Below are 13,572 nucleotides of genomic sequence, written 5' to 3'. Positions count from 1 at the left end.
GGGGGGGGGGGGGGGCGGCGCCGCCCCCCCCCCCCCCGCCCCCCCGGGGGGGGGGGGCACCGCCGCGACAAGCCACGACGACAGCCGCAGCCTGCAAGACATGGCACGGGGCAGCCCCTGTCCAGCCCTGATCCGCCGGACACGGCCTAGCCGAGCGCCGCCTCCGTGGCCAGTCGTACGGCGAGGGCTCGGGCCAGCAGCACCGGGAGCCCGGCGGCCTCGGCCGCGGCCGTACGCAGCGCCTCCGTGTAGCCGATGCAGTCGAGGACGAGCCAGCGGCTGCCGCCCTCCGCGAGCGCGCGGGCCGCGGCGGCGACCTGGGCCGTGGCGTCCCCGGCGTACGGGTCGGCGGGCTCGGCGCGGACCGCGCCGGGGAGCAGCAGGGACCAGCGGCGCTCGACGTCCGCGCGCTGCGCGGGCAGCGGGCAGACGACGCCGACCGGGTCGTCACCGGTGAGGGCGCGCACGCCGTGCTGGACGAGCGGCTCCGCGTACAGCACGGGGCGGGCCGCCGGTACGGGCGGGAAGTTGCCGGTGCAGAGCAGGAGCGTGGCGCCCGCGCCGTCCGCCTCGCAGCGGGCGACCGCGTCCGCCATGCGGGGCGCGAGCGCGTCGTGTCCGAGCAGCACGGAACGGCCGTCCCTGAGCCGTGAGATGAGCGGGGCCTCGCCCGGCTCGGGCCCGACCGCTTCTCGCGTACGGTCGCCTTCGGGGCCGTCGAAGATGTCGGCGTCCAGCGCTCCGTGCTCCACGGCTCGTACGCCCGCGAGGTACGGCCCGATGTCACCGGCCAGGTCCGTCCTGGGCGCCTGCCCGATGGTGACAAGCCCAAGAGTTGCGCTCACAGTGCTGGTTCCTCTCTTCCGTGGGCTGCGCAGGGGCTGCCCCTGCCGGTGCGTCGCAGACCGCGGGTGCGTCGTGGCTTGGCGCGCAGTTCCCCGCGCCCCTTCGGGGCTCAGGGGCGCGGGACTGTGTCAATATGCGGCTCCGCCGCGCGGGCGCGAGCACGCGAGACGGGGCCGTTCCGGGCACGGACAGTGCCCCGTCAGGGGCGCGGGGAACTGCGCGACCAGCCACAGCGCACCCGCAGCCCGCGATGCACGGCAAGGGGCTCCCCTTATATGGCCTTGTAGATCTGGCTGACGTCGTTCAGCGAACTGCCCGCGACCAGGCCCGCGCCGACCAGCGCGAGGTCGTTGTCGGCCTCAAGCTGGGCCTCCTTGGCGGCGAGCGAGCCCGTACCAGCTGTTCGACGGCGGTACCGGCTGTAAGCCACCCGCACCGCGAGGGCGATCAGCACCAGCCACCCCGCCTGCGGAGTGGCGACCAGCAGGCCCGTGGCGAGCAGTACGCCCATCTGGCGCGACGAACCCCCGAAGAACTGGATGAGCGCACCGGGGATCGCCCAGAGCCCCATCATCGCCAGCGCATGCGTATCCGTCAGGCCCGCCTTGATCGTGTCGACGTAGACCTGTGCGACCGGCGGCACCCGGCCGTCCTCGAAGAACGGCTTCCAGGCGATGACGACGACCAGGATCGCGACCGCGAAGCCCACGAGCTGGGCGATGTACTGCTGACGGCGCCCGGCCATCTCGTACGGGTGCCACGGCACCGCGCCCTTGCGGAGCAGCCAGCCCGCCTTGAAGTCGAAGCCGACGTCGGCGAAGGCGGGGCCCGTGGAGGCCGCGTAACCGACGAGGAGGGCGAGCGGCACCATCGGGATGCCCAGCACGAGGCCGAGGATCAGGAAGATCAGTGTCACGGCGAAGGCGGGGAACCAGCCCGAGTGCATCGCCGCGAGCCCCACGATGAGCTGGTGGATCAGCGCCGCCACGCCCGCGAGCAGGACCCAGCCGACGAGGCCGAGGCCGCCCATCTCGGAGTAGACGCCGCCCATCAGCGCGATCAGCATCGCGCCCGCGACGAAGAGGACGAGCCCCTCCAGCAGGCCGCGGCGCAGCCGCCGGGTGTCGACCGTACGGGCGTCCGGGTCGAAGCGGTCGCCGCGGTACGCCGCGTCCGTCCCCTCCCCGGGCGCCGCGTCACCGCCCTCCCGCTTCGCCTTGCGGTCCCGCATCATCAGCACGGCCTGGACGAGGGCGACGAGGCCCGCGCCGATCATGACGCCGTGCGGCACGTAGTTCGCGGACAGGTCGGTGTCGAAGATCCCCGGCGCGTACTGCGCGACGAGCAGGCCGATGCCGAACATCAGCAGCGCCCAGATGTTGCCGAGGAAGGCGACGCCGGCGGCGCTCGTCGGCAGCTTGAAGAGCGAGCCGACGAAGCCGACGACGGCGCTGACGCCGAGCAGCTTGGCCTTGCGGCCGCCCTCGTCGCCCGCCTTGATCGTCTCGGCCGCCGCGATGCCCGCGGGCCAGGCAGCGGAGGCGGGCAGCAGCTTGGAGTCGAAGACGCGGTAGAGCACCCAGCTGTCCACGGCGAGCCCGATGACCGCGCCGCCCAGCATCGGCCACACCAGCCCGGGGCGCCCGAGCAGGAACGGCACGGCGATGGGCGTGACGAGCGAGTTCGCGGCGGCGAACGTCGAGCCGGAGATCGCCGACTGGACGAGGTTCTGCCGGTGCGGGTCGCGCATCTTGGTGAGCGCGGCGAACGAGATCCGCCCGATGAGCATCGCGATGAGCGCGCCGATGACGGAGGTGTTCGGCGCGATGCCGAGGGTCGTGATGAGGACGAGGCCGATCACCGCGCCCAGTACGGAGAGGAGGACCGTCACCACGAGGGTGATCGGCTCCAGCGCTCTGGGGTGGGCCTTCTGCTCCGGTTCCGTGACCGGTGGGACCGGTGGGGAGGTGCTCATAGGGGATCCGTCTTTCGGGGTGCGCCTGCGCGGGGTGGGTGGTGCGGTCAGTCCTCGACCGCTCCTTCCGTGGACTGGAGCCGGGTCATCGGGCCGTACAGCTCGACCAGGCGGGCGAACTCGTCCTGGTCGTGGAAGCGGACGACTCCCCGTCCGTACTCCTTCGCGGTCTCGATCGCGAAGCGACCCGCCGCCGCGATGTCCGACTCGTGGCTGGCGCCCGTCGCGCAGCCCGCGACGGCGGACTGGGCGGTGAGGGCGAGGCCGACGACCGGCGCGGCGGTGGCGACGCAGGGCTGCATGATCGAGTTGATGTGGTGGACCCCGTTGCCGTACGGGGTGATGTCCTGCGTGGTGATCGGCAGGACGTGCGCGGCCTCGCCGGTCACCGTCTCCAGGACGCCGAGGAGGCTGTCGCTGACGCGGAGGATCCAGCCCTCCTTGACGGTGGGCGAGAGGGCGATGCCGCGGTGGTTGAGGAGCCGGTTGCCCTTGGTGGTGTCGATGGAGACGACGGCGTCCATGGCCTCGTCGATCTCCTCGCGGTTGCAGTCGAGGATCGAGACCGGGGAGTCCATGAACGGCACCGGGTCGTGCGGCCGGGTCGGCGCGTCGGGGCAGACGTGGGTGGAGACGATCACGTCGCCGTCCAGCACGTCCCCGCGGCCGTACATGTCGAGCAGCTTGGCGGCGGCCGAGAGCGCGGCGACCGCGCCGTCGGCGTCGGAGACGATGCCGGTGCGCTCGGGGCGGGCGCCGACGCCGCCGAGGCGGCCGAGGACACCGAGGGTCGGGGCCTCGCCGCCCGCGCGCCTGCCGCCGCGGCCCGGCACGACGACCTTCACGAAGTCGGTGCCGCCCTTGGCGCCCTCGACGCGGGTCACGGTGATCTCGGGCCCTGCGTCGCCCGCCGGGCCGCCGCCCGCCGCTTCGAGGACGCCGCGCAGGTGGTCGGCGAGGAGCTTGCCGCTGGTCTGCGGGCGGTCGAGGAGTTCGAGAACGTCGAGAACGTGCTTGAGCACTGCGGCTCCCTGGTGCGAGTGGTGCGTACGTTGCGTGTGATGCGTGCGTGATGCACGCGTCTTGCGTTTCCCGCAGGTTCTCTCCGCCGTTCCCATAACCGCAAGCTTTTCTCTATATGAGGGACGCCGTCTCACGAAGCGGTAGGGTGCGGTGCGTGACTACCGAAAGCGGAGCGCCGCCGCTCCAGACCGCCGACCGCGTGCTCCAGGTGCTGCTCGCCTTCTCCCACGACCGGGAGGAGTGGGGAGTGACCGATCTGGCCGCCGAGTACGGCTGGGACAAGTCCGTGGCCCAGCGGCTGCTGGCCTCGCTCGCCCACCGCGGCTTCCTGGTCTCCGACCCGGTGACCCGCCGCTACCGGCTCGGGCCCGCCGTCTGGCACATGGCCACGGCCTGGGAGCGGCACGGCGGCATGGCGGGGCTCGTGCGGCCCGCACTGCGCGAGCTGGCGGCGGCCACCGGCGTGACCGCGCTCTTCGCCGTGCCGGACGGCGCGCACCTGCGCTGCGTCGACTCGGCCTCCGGCTCCTCGGGGCCGCTGCGCGCCTACCGGCTCGCGGACGAGCTGTATCCCGGGCACGCGGGCGCCACCTCGCGCGCGTACTTCGGGATGCTCGCCCCCGGCGCCCGCGCCGCGCTGCTCTACGGGCGCCCGATGGCCCGCTTCAGCGAGCTGACGGTCACCGACCCCGGCGAGCTGGAGAAGCTGATGAGCCAGGTGCCGGCCCAGGGTTACGCGTACTCGGAGGGCGAGTACGACCCGGCCACCGCCGCGCTCGCCGTGCCCGTGCTCGTCCGTGCGCAGCCGGTCGGCTCGCTCACGCTCGTCGGCCCGCACGAGCTGCTGTCGGGCAAGCAGGAGCAGCTGCTCGTCCCCCTGCGCTCCGCCGCCGAAGGCCTCGGCGAACTGCTCACCCCCCGCCGCACCACCGTGTCCCGCGACAAGAAAGGCTGAACCACCCGATGTCCACGACGGCCACCATGCGTCTTCTGCTGCTCTCCAACTCCTCCGCGCCCGGCCGCTCCTACCTGGAGCACGCCCGCGACGTGATCGCCGGGCATCTGCGCGGCGTGGACGAACTCCTCTTCGTGCCGTACGCGCTCGCGGACCACGACGGCTACACGGCCAAGGTCGCCGCGTTCATGGAGGGCCTCGGCATCCGTGTCCGGGGCATCCACACGGCCGACGACCCGCGCGCCGCCGCGGCTTCGGCGCAGGCCGTCTTCATCGGCGGCGGCAACAGCTTCCGGCTGCTCAAGTCCCTCCAGGAACGCGGCCTGGTGGAGGCCGTCTCCGCGCGGGTGCGCGAGGGCGTCCCGTACATGGGCTCCAGCGCGGGCACCAACATGGCCTGCCCCACGCTCCGTACGACCAACGACATGCCCATCGTGCAGCCCGCCTCCTTCGACGCGCTGGGCCTCGTCCCCTTCCAGATCAACCCGCACTACCTCGACCCGTCGCCGGAGAGCGCGCACATGGGCGAGACGCGCGAGGAGCGGCTGACGCAGTTCCTGGAGGAGAACGACGTGCCGGTGCTCGGCCTGCGCGAGGGCACCTGGCTGCGCCGCGAGGACGGCACGCTCACGCTCGGCGGCATCGAGGCGGGCGCCCGCCTCTTCGCACCGGGCGCCGACCCGGTCGAGCACGGCCCGGGCACGGACCTGTCGCAACTCCTCGCGGCCAGGGCGACGTTCGACAGCCGCGGGGATCGGTCCTAGGGCAGCGGAGTGGCGGTGAACACCTGCTCGGGGTCGTAGGCGCGCTTGGCCTCGGTCAGGCGCGGCGCGTGGGCGCCGTAGGCGTGCGCGACCTGGTCCCGCTGCTCCGGCAGGAGGAAGTTGGGGTAGCCGCCGGGCAGGGCGTGCGGCTCCAGTGCGGACCGGACGCCTTCGGCCCACTTCCGGTACGTGTCCGCCGTGTCGTCCGCGTCGTCCGGTCCCCGCCCGGCGGAGATCTCGACGACGACGTGCGGGGCGCGCGTCCCGAAGGCCGTGTCGTCGGCGCCGACCCAGGTGGCGGCGCCGTGGAACTGCCGTACGCCGATCCCCGCTCCCGGCCCGGGGCGTGACTCCGCGGCGTCGAGCAGGACGCGGATGATTTCGGGCGTCAGCGCGGCGACGGTGCGGGTGCGCAGGTCCCAGTGCATGCCGGTGGGGACGGCCCGGTCGAACTGGCCGAGCAGCTCCCGCTGCGTGGTCGGGCCGACGGTGCTGGTGACCGGCGTGCCGAGGCGCAGCACGTCGGCGACGGCGGCGTCGGCCCCGCCCGGCGCGCCGGACCAGACGGGCACCGCGAGCACGCACGACCCGAGGTCGGGGACGAAGGTCAGCTCCAGCAGCAGCGTCAGCCCCTCGGGCGCGCTCGCGGTCAGCTCCGCGTACCGGGCGAGCACGGCCGGTGCCTCGTCCCAGGGGAACAGGGCGATCCCGCCGACGAGTCCGCGGTCGCGGTGGAGCCGGACGCGCATCCGCGTGACCACGCCGAAGTTCCCGCCCCCGCCGCGCAGCGCCCACAGGAGCTCGCCGTCGTCCTCGGTGGAGACGAGACGCCCGTCGGCGAGCACCACCTCGGCCCCGAGGAGGTTGTCGGCGGCCAGCCCGGCCGTGCCCAGCAGCGGGCCGTAGCCGCCGCCGAGGGTGAGTCCGGCCATGCCGACGAGACCGGCGGTGCCCGTGGCGACGTTCAGGCCCGCGGGTGCCGCCGCCGCGACGACGTCACCGGCGAGACTGCCGCCGCCCATGACGGCGGCGTCCCCCTCCACCCGCACCTCGCGCATCCCGCCGAGGTCGATCACCAGCCCGCCCTCGCGCAGTGCCCGGCCCGCCCAGTCGTGCCCGCCGCCGCGCACCGACAGCCCGACGCCGCACTCGCGCGCCGCGGTGACGGCGACGGCGACCTCCTCGGCCGTACGCGGCCGGACGACCAGGGCCGGGCGCGTGGTCACCGCGCCGTTCCAGAGGGCCGACGCCACGGCGTACGCCGGGTCGCCGGGGCGGTGCAGCCGTCCGGGTCGCAGCCGCGCCCCCAGGCGACCGGCGAGTTCGTCGGCCGCGTTCGCGGAACCCATCGTTCGTCCCTCCCGCTGTTCTCGCTGTTCTCGCTGTTCCCGTGCCGACGGTAGGAAGCGGCACGGCGTCTACGCTTGAACGCCAGTGCCAGAACGAGGGGACATCAGCGCCACCGCAGGGGGGGGACGGCCATGACGACGCCTGGACCGGACGCGTCCGGCGGGACGTTCGCCGCGGACGTCACCGCCTCCACCACCGTCGCGGCGCGCTTCGGCCGCTTCTGGCGCGAGTGGGAGGCGCAGTTGGGCACGGCGCATCCGACGCCCGACTTCACTCCGGGCAGCACGGGCGACTTCCGGCTCAGCGCCCGCGCCGTCACCGCGCACGACGCGGTGATCGCCGACGTCCACAGCGAGTCGCTCGTCGGCACCAACAGCGGTTCGCCCCAGCAGAACGACGAGCAGGTGGTGCTGCATGTCGTACGGCGCAACGCCTGGCGCTTCTCCCGGGCGCGCGGCGACGAACACACCGTCAGGCCCGGGCAGTTCCTGCTGCAGCGCAGCGGCCCGCCGACGTACGAGGAGGCACGGCACACCTCGGCGAAGGTGCTGCTCCTGCCCGCCTCCCCGCTCTCCCGGCTGATCCGCGACCGGCTCGTCGCGGGACCGACGTCCTCACCCGAGGCACGGCTGCTGCTGGGGCATCTGCGCCTGGTCGAGGAGACCGCCGGGGACCTCGGCCCGTCCGGCGCGCTGGCCGCCCGCGACGCGCTGCTCGAACTCGTCAAGGGGGTGCTGGGCCGCCGCGCCGACAGCGCCGACCCCCTGCTCGGCCCCGCGCTGGCGCAGGCGGCGCGGGACCTCGCGGACCGCCGCCTCACCGACCCCGGCCTCTCGCCCGCGGCGCTGGCGCGTGAACTCCACGTCTCCGTACGCACGCTGCACCGGGCCTTCGCGGCGTCCGGGGCCGACGAAGGGGCAGCCGCGTACGTCCGCCGCCGCAGGCTCGAAGAGGCCCGGCTGGCCCTGCTGGGCGGCGGGCCCGGCCCAGGACCCCGGCCGAGCGTCAGCGAAGTGGCGGCGCGCTGGCAGTTCTCCGACAGCAGCCACTTCATCCGCGCCTTCAAGAGGCGGTACGGCCACACACCGGCCAGCCGCGTCACCGGCCTCCCCGAACAACGCCCTTAGGCCGAGCGCCGGTCGTCCCGGGCGTCCCGGCCGGCCCTTTCGTGGTGCCCCGGGGGCAGCAGGTGGGTCCTCCCCCAGGCTCCCAGCGGGGCCAGCGCCTCGTTGAGGGAGACGCCGAGCGGCGTCAGGCTGTACTCGACGCGGGGCACCGTCTCCGCGTACGCCTCCCGGCGCACGATGCCGTCGGACTCCAGCTCGCGCAGGTGCGAGGCGAGGACCTTCTCCGTGACGCCCGGCAGCGCGCGCTTGAGCTGCCCGAACCGGCAGGTGCCCGCGTCGTCCAGCGCCCAGAGGATGAGCACCTTCCACTTGCCGCCGACGACGTCGATGGCCGCGTCGATCCCGCACACGTACGTGTCACGCCTGGTCATCCCCTCACTTTAAGGTAACCACCCACTAGTTTGTGCGTACTTGATCATGAAATGGGCCGGTACGAGTCTGGGGGCATGGCCAATGAAAAGACCCCTGTCGAAAAGACCCCTGTCACCCTGCTCGGCCTCGGCGCGATGGGTGCGGCCCTCGGCCGTACCTGGCTCGACGCCGGGCACCCCCTGACCGTATGGAACCGCACCCCCGGCAAGACCGACGCGCTCGCGGCGTACGGCGCCGAGGTCGCGGACTCCGCCGCCGAGGCCGTCGCCGCCTCCCGGCTCGTGATCGTCTGCCTGCTGGACGACGCGTCCGTGGGCGAGGCCCTCGCGGACGCCGACCTGACCGGCAAGGACCTGGTCAACCTCACCACCGGAACCCCCGCGGAGGCGCGCGAGCGGGCGCGCTGGGCCGAGGAGCGCGGGGCCCGTTTCCTCGACGGCGGCATCATGGCGATCCCGCCCATGATCGGCGTCCCGGAATCGGGCGGTTACATCTTCTACAGCGGCCCCCGCGCCCTCTTCGACGAGCACCGCGCGACCCTCGCCGTGCCGACGGGCACCTCCTACGCCGGGGAAGGGCCCGGCCACGCCTCGCTGCAGGACGTGGCGCTGCTGAGCGCCATGACCGGGATGACGGGCGGCATCCTCCACGCCTTCGCGCTGGTACGCGGTGAAGAGGACATCGCCCCCAAGGAGTTCGCTCCCCTCCTCTCGGGCTGGCTGACCGCCATGGCCCTCGCCGTCGACCAGACGGCGGCCCAGCTGGAGAGCGGCGACTACACCGAGGGCGTCGTCTCCAACCTCGCCATGATGACCGCGGGCAACGCCACCCTGCTGCGCACCGCCGAGGAGCAGGGCGTCAGCACGGAGCTGATCGCCCCCTTCACGGATCTGATGGCGGCCCGTCTCGCCGAGGGCGGCCACGACGGCGAGAGCGTCACCGGCATCGTGGACATGCTGCGCCACAAGTAGGCGGACTCGGAGGTTCCTACGAGCCGACGCTTCGGCGGAACGCACGCTAGGCACCCGGCGGAACGGCTCCCTACGGTGTGCCGATGCAGGACAGCACGCCGTTCGACGCGGGAGCAGCGCGGCGGTTCCGTGAGGCTCTCGGGCTGACGCCCGCGCACGTGGCGTACGGGATGCGCGCGGCGTTCGGCCAGCACGTCGATCCGCGGCTGGTGGCCGCGTGGGAGCAGGGCACCAGGGTGCCCGACGAGCGCCAGCTCACCGCGCTCGCCGGCGCGCTGTGGTGCTCGCCCGCGCATCTGCTCCGCGTGCCGCGCACGTTGCGCGAGCACCGGCTCGCGCACGGGGTCTCCGCGCCCGACCTCGCGCTGGAGATCGGGATGGACCCGGCGGCGTACGAGCGCGTCGAGGCCACCGGGCAGTGGACGGGGAACGCCCGCCAGGCGGAGGCCCTCGGCCGCGCGCTGCGCCTCCCCCTCCCCGCGCTGCTCGCCTTCACCGGCCGCGAGGAGGAGCTGACCGGGCTGCTGCGGCGCGCGGTCACCACGCGCTGGCAGGCGTACACGTCCCCGGTCGCCCGCCTCGTCCCGCTCCCCAAGGACCGGCTGGAGGAGGCGCTGCGCGAACTGCACGACGCCTACGCCTCGACGACCGCCGGGTCCCTCAACTGGGCCGCCGGGTCGACGGGTTCGGCCGGTCCTGCCTTCCTGGAGGAGATCCTGCGTCACTTCTGGGCGGCGCTGGAGGCCTGACCGGCCGTACGGGCCTCCAGCGCGCGCAGGACGGCGATCATGTCGGCACCGCCGTGCCCGAGCCGCACGGTCTCGGCGAACAGCGCGTGGCTCGCGTCCAGCAGCGGCGTCGCGAGCCCGGTGGCGCGGGCCCGCTCGGCGACCAGGCGGTTGTTCTCCAGCACGTCCAGCGCGGCGGCCTGCGCGGCGTCGTCCCCCGCCAGCAGCATCGCCGTCTTCACGCGGCTGACATCGCTGGCCATCGGCCCGGCGTCCAGCACGCTCCCGAACAGCTCCAGGTCGATCCCCTGCCGCGCGGCGAAGTGGAACGCCTCGGCGAGGCCCGTGACCATGGTGATCAGGTAGAGGTTGACCGACAGCTTCATCAGCAGCGCGTTCGGCACGGCCCCGCACACGCGGCTCTCGTGGCTGAGGGGCCGCAGCAGCGGCCGTACGTCCGCGACCGCCGCCGGATCGCCCGCCAGCATCGTCACGAGCCGCCCCCGCTCGGCCGGTACGCGCGAGCCGGAGACCGGCGCCTCCACGTAACGCCCGCCCGCCGCGCGGACGTCCGCCTCCAGCGCCTGCGAGTACGCGGGTGACGTCGTGCCCATGTGGACGACCGTGCGCCCGGCGACGCGCGCCCCGAACTCCGGCGTGCCACGCGCCAGCACGGCGTCCACGGCCGCGCCGTCCGCCAGCATCAGCAGCACGGTGCCCGCCCGCCGGAACACCTCCGCCGGGCCCGCCGCGACCTCGGCCCCTGCGGCGCGCAGGGGCTCGGCCTTCGCGCGCGTACGGTTCCAGACCAGCAGCGGTCCTTCGCCGTTCGCGGCGCCGTGCCGGGCCAGATGGAGCGCCATCGGCCGCCCCATGGTGCCGAGTCCGATGAATCCGATGCCCATGGCCCACCCCCGGTCACCTATGACGAGCGTCATAATAGCGAGACTTATGAGGGAGGGGAACGGACATGGCGTACGGGCCACGGGAACGGATCGTCTTCAGCGCGGCACAGCTCATCCGCCGCGACGGGGTCGCGGCGACGGGCCTGCGCCACGTCGTCGCCCACGCGGACGCGCCGCGCGGCTCACTCCAGCACTACTTCCCGGGCGGCAAGGAGCAGTTGGTCAACGACGCGGTGGCCTGGGCCGCCCGTTACGCCGCCCGGCGCGTCGACCGCTTCGTCACGGCCATGGGCGAATCCCCCACGCCGGGCGGCCTGTTCGCCGCGATGACCCGTCAGTGGACGGACGAGCTGGAGGCGGCGGACGGCACGCTCGCGGGGTGCCCGGTCGCGGCGGCGACGGTGGACTGCGCCGCCTCCGCGCCCTCGACCCGGACCGCGGTGGCGACCGCGTTCGCGGAGTGGGCGGCCCCCATCGCCCGGGCCCTCACCACGATGGGCGTCCCGGAGAACCGGGCCCCCTCCCTGGCCACCCTGATGCTCAGCACACTGGAGGGAGCGATCCTCATCTCCCGAGCGGAACGCTCCCCCCGAGCGCTGCAGACGGTGGCCGCGGAACTGGGCCCGATCCTGGACGCCGCGACCAGCACCTGAGTGCCGGGTGCCCCTTTGCCCTCAGGGGCGCGGGCCTGTGTTTGATATGCGGCTCCGCCGCGCCGGGTCCAAGGCATCGGGGCTTGCCCATACAGGGGCGCGGGGAACTGCGCGACAAGCCACGACGGACTCGCAGTCCGCAATGCACAGCCCGGGGCAACCCGAACCCGGCCCAGTACGCAGGGCACCCGGCGAAGGGGGCTGCGCTTGCCAACCCTGCGCCTTGCGCAGACTTCCCAAGCACAGTGGGGTGGAGGGAGCAGACTTCCCAAGCACAGTGGGGTGGAGGGAGCAGACTTCCCAAGCGCTGTGGGGCGGAGGGAGAAGCGAGTGGGGGCTCAGTTCGTTGAGGGGGAGGGCACCTTTTGGTGGGGGATCCCTTCTCCGGGTTCCATGGGATGGGTCACCGTCTCCTCGTCGCGGCGGCCCTTGCCGACATGGTTGAAGACGAGGTTGAGCAGAACGGCGGTGACGCACCCCGTGGAGATCCCGGAGTCGAGGATGATCTTCGCACTCTCCGGGAACGCGTGGTAGAAGTCCGGCGCGGCGATCGGGATGACGCCGACGGCGAGCGAGGTCCCGACGATCAGGACGTTGTTGTCCTTGTCGAGGCCCGCCTTCTGCAGCGTCTGGATGCCGCTCGCCGCGACGGAGCCGAACAGGACGACGCCCGCACCGCCGAGCACCGGCTGCGGTACGGACGCGATGAGCGCGGCGGCGATCGGACAGAGGCCCATGACGATGAGGATGCCGCCGCCCGCGGCGACCACGAACCGGCTGCGGATGCGCGTCATCGCGACGAGCCCGATGTTCTGCGCGAAGGCGCTGCACATGAAGCCGTTGAAGAAGGGGCTGACGAACGAGCCCGCGGTGTCGGCGCGCAGGCCCGCCGCGATGGTCTTCTCGTCGGCGGGGCGGTCGACGATCTCGCCGAGCGCGAGCATGTCGGCGGTCGACTCCGTCATGGACACCAGCATGACCACGCACATGGAGACGATCGCGGCGACCGCGAACTGCGGGGCGCCGAAGTGGAAGGGGGTGGGGAAGCCGACGACGTCGGCCTCCTTGAGGGCCGTGAAGTCGGTGATGCCGACGGGTATCGCGATCAGCGTGCCGACGAGCAGCCCCAGCAGTACGGCGATCTGCTTGAGGAAGCCGCTGGTGAAGCGGCGCAGCAGCAGGACGATCAGGAGGGTGAGGCCCGCCATGCCGATGTTGGCGAAGTCGCCGTAGTCCGGGTCCTTCTCGTTGCCGCCCTGGGCCCAGTTGAAGGCGACGGGCATCAGCGAGATGCCGATGAGCGTGATGACGCTGCCGGTGACGACGGGCGGGAAGAAGCGGACCAGTTTGCTGAAGAAGGGCGCGACGACGAAGCCGATCGCCGCCGCCACCATCGTGGCGCCGAAGATCACGGGGAGCGCGTCCTCGGGGCCCTCGGACTTGTTGATGGCGAGCATGGGCGCGACGGTCGCGAACGTCACGCCGTTGACGAAGGGGAGGCGGGCGCCGATCTTCCAGACGCCGAGCGTCTGGAGGAGGGTGGCGATGCCCGCCATGAAGAGGCTGGCGCCGGTCAGGAACGTCAGTTCGGTGACGGACAGTCCGACGGCGGCGCCGATCACGAGGGGCGGTGCGACCACCCCGGCGTACATCGCCGCGACGTGCTGAAGGCCGGTGGTGAAGAGCTTGACCGGCGGCATGCCCTGATCGACAGGGTGCTTCCGCGGCGCTTCTCCGCTCCCGTCCCCCTTCGCATCCGCTGCCGTGCCTTGCGCGGTGAACCTGGGCGTCTTGGCCACTGCGGTCCTCCTGTCGTTTTCCTGTGTCCTGGCGTGGACACTGAGTTTCGGGAGGTCGTGCGTCGTACGGGCTCACACGCCGTACGAGGTCGTGCCGGTGTGCA

13 protein-coding genes are annotated in these 13,572 nt (G+C 73.2%); 6 read left to right on the top strand and 7 right to left on the bottom strand.

The features are described 5' to 3' along the window. Positions 1-146: 146 nt before the first annotated feature. From ACGF3A_RS32760 to ACGF3A_RS32750, 3 genes are all read right to left on the bottom strand, one after another. A complete protein-coding gene (locus ACGF3A_RS32760; protein WP_393734046.1) occupies positions 147-845 on the bottom strand; it encodes an AroM family protein in 699 nt (232 codons plus the stop codon). Between the two features lie 272 nt (positions 846-1,117). Continuing rightward, positions 1,118-2,821, bottom strand: a complete 1,704-nt coding sequence (locus tag ACGF3A_RS32755) for an OPT/YSL family transporter (RefSeq protein ID WP_393734045.1) — start codon at positions 2,819-2,821, stop codon at positions 1,118-1,120. A gap of 47 nt (positions 2,822-2,868) precedes the next feature. Next, positions 2,869-3,843: a DUF1177 domain-containing protein gene (locus ACGF3A_RS32750; protein WP_393734044.1), complete on the bottom strand. Its 975-nt coding sequence runs from the start codon at positions 3,841-3,843 to the stop codon at positions 2,869-2,871. Between the two features lie 155 nt (positions 3,844-3,998). Here ACGF3A_RS32750 and ACGF3A_RS32745 point away from each other — a divergent pair, with 155 nt between their 5' ends. Then, positions 3,999-4,799 (top strand): IclR family transcriptional regulator, encoded by an 801-nt coding sequence (locus tag ACGF3A_RS32745; RefSeq protein WP_393734043.1) that lies wholly within the window; start codon positions 3,999-4,001, stop codon positions 4,797-4,799. A 26-nt stretch (positions 4,800-4,825) separates the two neighbouring features. Continuing rightward, positions 4,826-5,563, top strand: a complete 738-nt coding sequence (gene pepE / locus ACGF3A_RS32740; RefSeq protein ID WP_393734268.1) for a dipeptidase PepE — start codon at positions 4,826-4,828, stop codon at positions 5,561-5,563. Here pepE and ACGF3A_RS32735 read toward each other — a convergent pair. Beyond that, the gene (locus ACGF3A_RS32735; protein ID WP_393734042.1) at positions 5,560-6,912 is read right to left on the bottom strand and encodes an FAD-binding oxidoreductase; all 1,353 of its coding nucleotides are present in this window, start codon (positions 6,910-6,912) and stop codon (positions 5,560-5,562) included. The genes pepE and ACGF3A_RS32735 overlap by 4 nt on opposite strands. 132 nt (positions 6,913-7,044) lie before the next feature. Here ACGF3A_RS32735 and ACGF3A_RS32730 point away from each other — a divergent pair, with 132 nt between their 5' ends. After that, positions 7,045-8,040, top strand: coding sequence for a helix-turn-helix domain-containing protein (locus ACGF3A_RS32730; RefSeq protein ID WP_393734041.1), 996 nt, complete (start codon positions 7,045-7,047; stop codon positions 8,038-8,040). Here the strand turns inward: ACGF3A_RS32730 and ACGF3A_RS32725 are convergent. Continuing rightward, positions 8,037-8,411 carry a winged helix-turn-helix transcriptional regulator gene (locus tag ACGF3A_RS32725; RefSeq protein WP_393734040.1) on the bottom strand — a complete coding sequence of 125 codons (375 nt, stop codon included), beginning with the start codon at positions 8,409-8,411 and terminating at the stop codon, positions 8,037-8,039. The genes ACGF3A_RS32730 and ACGF3A_RS32725 overlap by 4 nt on opposite strands. A 75-nt stretch (positions 8,412-8,486) precedes the next feature. Between ACGF3A_RS32725 and ACGF3A_RS32720 the strand changes: the two genes are divergently transcribed. After that, complete coding sequence (locus ACGF3A_RS32720; protein WP_393734039.1) at positions 8,487-9,383, top strand: NAD(P)-dependent oxidoreductase; 897 nt, start codon at positions 8,487-8,489, stop codon at positions 9,381-9,383. 83 nt (positions 9,384-9,466) lie between these two features. Continuing rightward, on the top strand, positions 9,467-10,132 hold the full coding sequence (locus tag ACGF3A_RS32715) for a helix-turn-helix domain-containing protein (RefSeq protein ID WP_393734038.1): 666 nt from the start codon (positions 9,467-9,469) through the stop codon (positions 10,130-10,132). Here ACGF3A_RS32715 and ACGF3A_RS32710 read toward each other — a convergent pair. Next, positions 10,105-11,016, bottom strand: a complete 912-nt coding sequence (locus tag ACGF3A_RS32710) for an NAD(P)-dependent oxidoreductase (protein ID WP_393734267.1) — start codon at positions 11,014-11,016, stop codon at positions 10,105-10,107. The genes ACGF3A_RS32715 and ACGF3A_RS32710 overlap by 28 nt on opposite strands. Positions 11,017-11,081: 65 nt before the next feature. Between ACGF3A_RS32710 and ACGF3A_RS32705 the strand changes: the two genes are divergently transcribed. Beyond that, complete coding sequence (locus ACGF3A_RS32705) at positions 11,082-11,669, top strand: TetR/AcrR family transcriptional regulator (RefSeq protein ID WP_393734037.1); 588 nt, start codon at positions 11,082-11,084, stop codon at positions 11,667-11,669. A 338-nt stretch (positions 11,670-12,007) separates the two neighbouring features. Here the strand turns inward: ACGF3A_RS32705 and ACGF3A_RS32700 are convergent, their stop codons facing one another. After that, positions 12,008-13,468 (bottom strand): nucleobase:cation symporter-2 family protein, encoded by a 1,461-nt coding sequence (locus tag ACGF3A_RS32700; RefSeq protein ID WP_393734036.1) that lies wholly within the window; start codon positions 13,466-13,468, stop codon positions 12,008-12,010. Positions 13,469-13,572: the final 104 nt, after the last annotated feature.

Origin of the sequence: Streptomyces sp. NPDC048172 (genome assembly GCF_043202595.1) — a bacterium.
GTDB lineage: Bacteria > Actinomycetota > Actinomycetes > Streptomycetales > Streptomycetaceae > Streptomyces.
This window is presented reverse-complemented; position numbering and strand designations above follow the sequence as displayed.

Bases quoted from the DNA above. Each gene is read 5' to 3' on its own strand.
- ACGF3A_RS32705 (WP_393734037.1), top strand. From the start codon at position 11,082: ATGGCGTACGGGCCACGGGAACGGATCGTCTTCAGCGCGGCACAGCTC.
- ACGF3A_RS32715 (WP_393734038.1), top strand. From the start codon at position 9,467: ATGCAGGACAGCACGCCGTTCGACGCGGGAGCAGCGCGGCGGTTCCGT.
- ACGF3A_RS32735 (WP_393734042.1), bottom strand. From the start codon at position 6,912: ATGGGTTCCGCGAACGCGGCCGACGAACTCGCCGGTCGCCTGGGGGCG.
- pepE (WP_393734268.1), top strand. From the start codon at position 4,826: ATGCGTCTTCTGCTGCTCTCCAACTCCTCCGCGCCCGGCCGCTCCTAC.
- ACGF3A_RS32710 (WP_393734267.1), bottom strand. From the start codon at position 11,016: ATGGGCATCGGATTCATCGGACTCGGCACCATGGGGCGGCCGATGGCG.
- ACGF3A_RS32755 (WP_393734045.1), bottom strand. From the start codon at position 2,821: ATGAGCACCTCCCCACCGGTCCCACCGGTCACGGAACCGGAGCAGAAG.
- ACGF3A_RS32720 (WP_393734039.1), top strand. From the start codon at position 8,487: ATGGCCAATGAAAAGACCCCTGTCGAAAAGACCCCTGTCACCCTGCTC.
- ACGF3A_RS32730 (WP_393734041.1), top strand. From the start codon at position 7,045: ATGACGACGCCTGGACCGGACGCGTCCGGCGGGACGTTCGCCGCGGAC.
- ACGF3A_RS32725 (WP_393734040.1), bottom strand. From the start codon at position 8,411: ATGACCAGGCGTGACACGTACGTGTGCGGGATCGACGCGGCCATCGAC.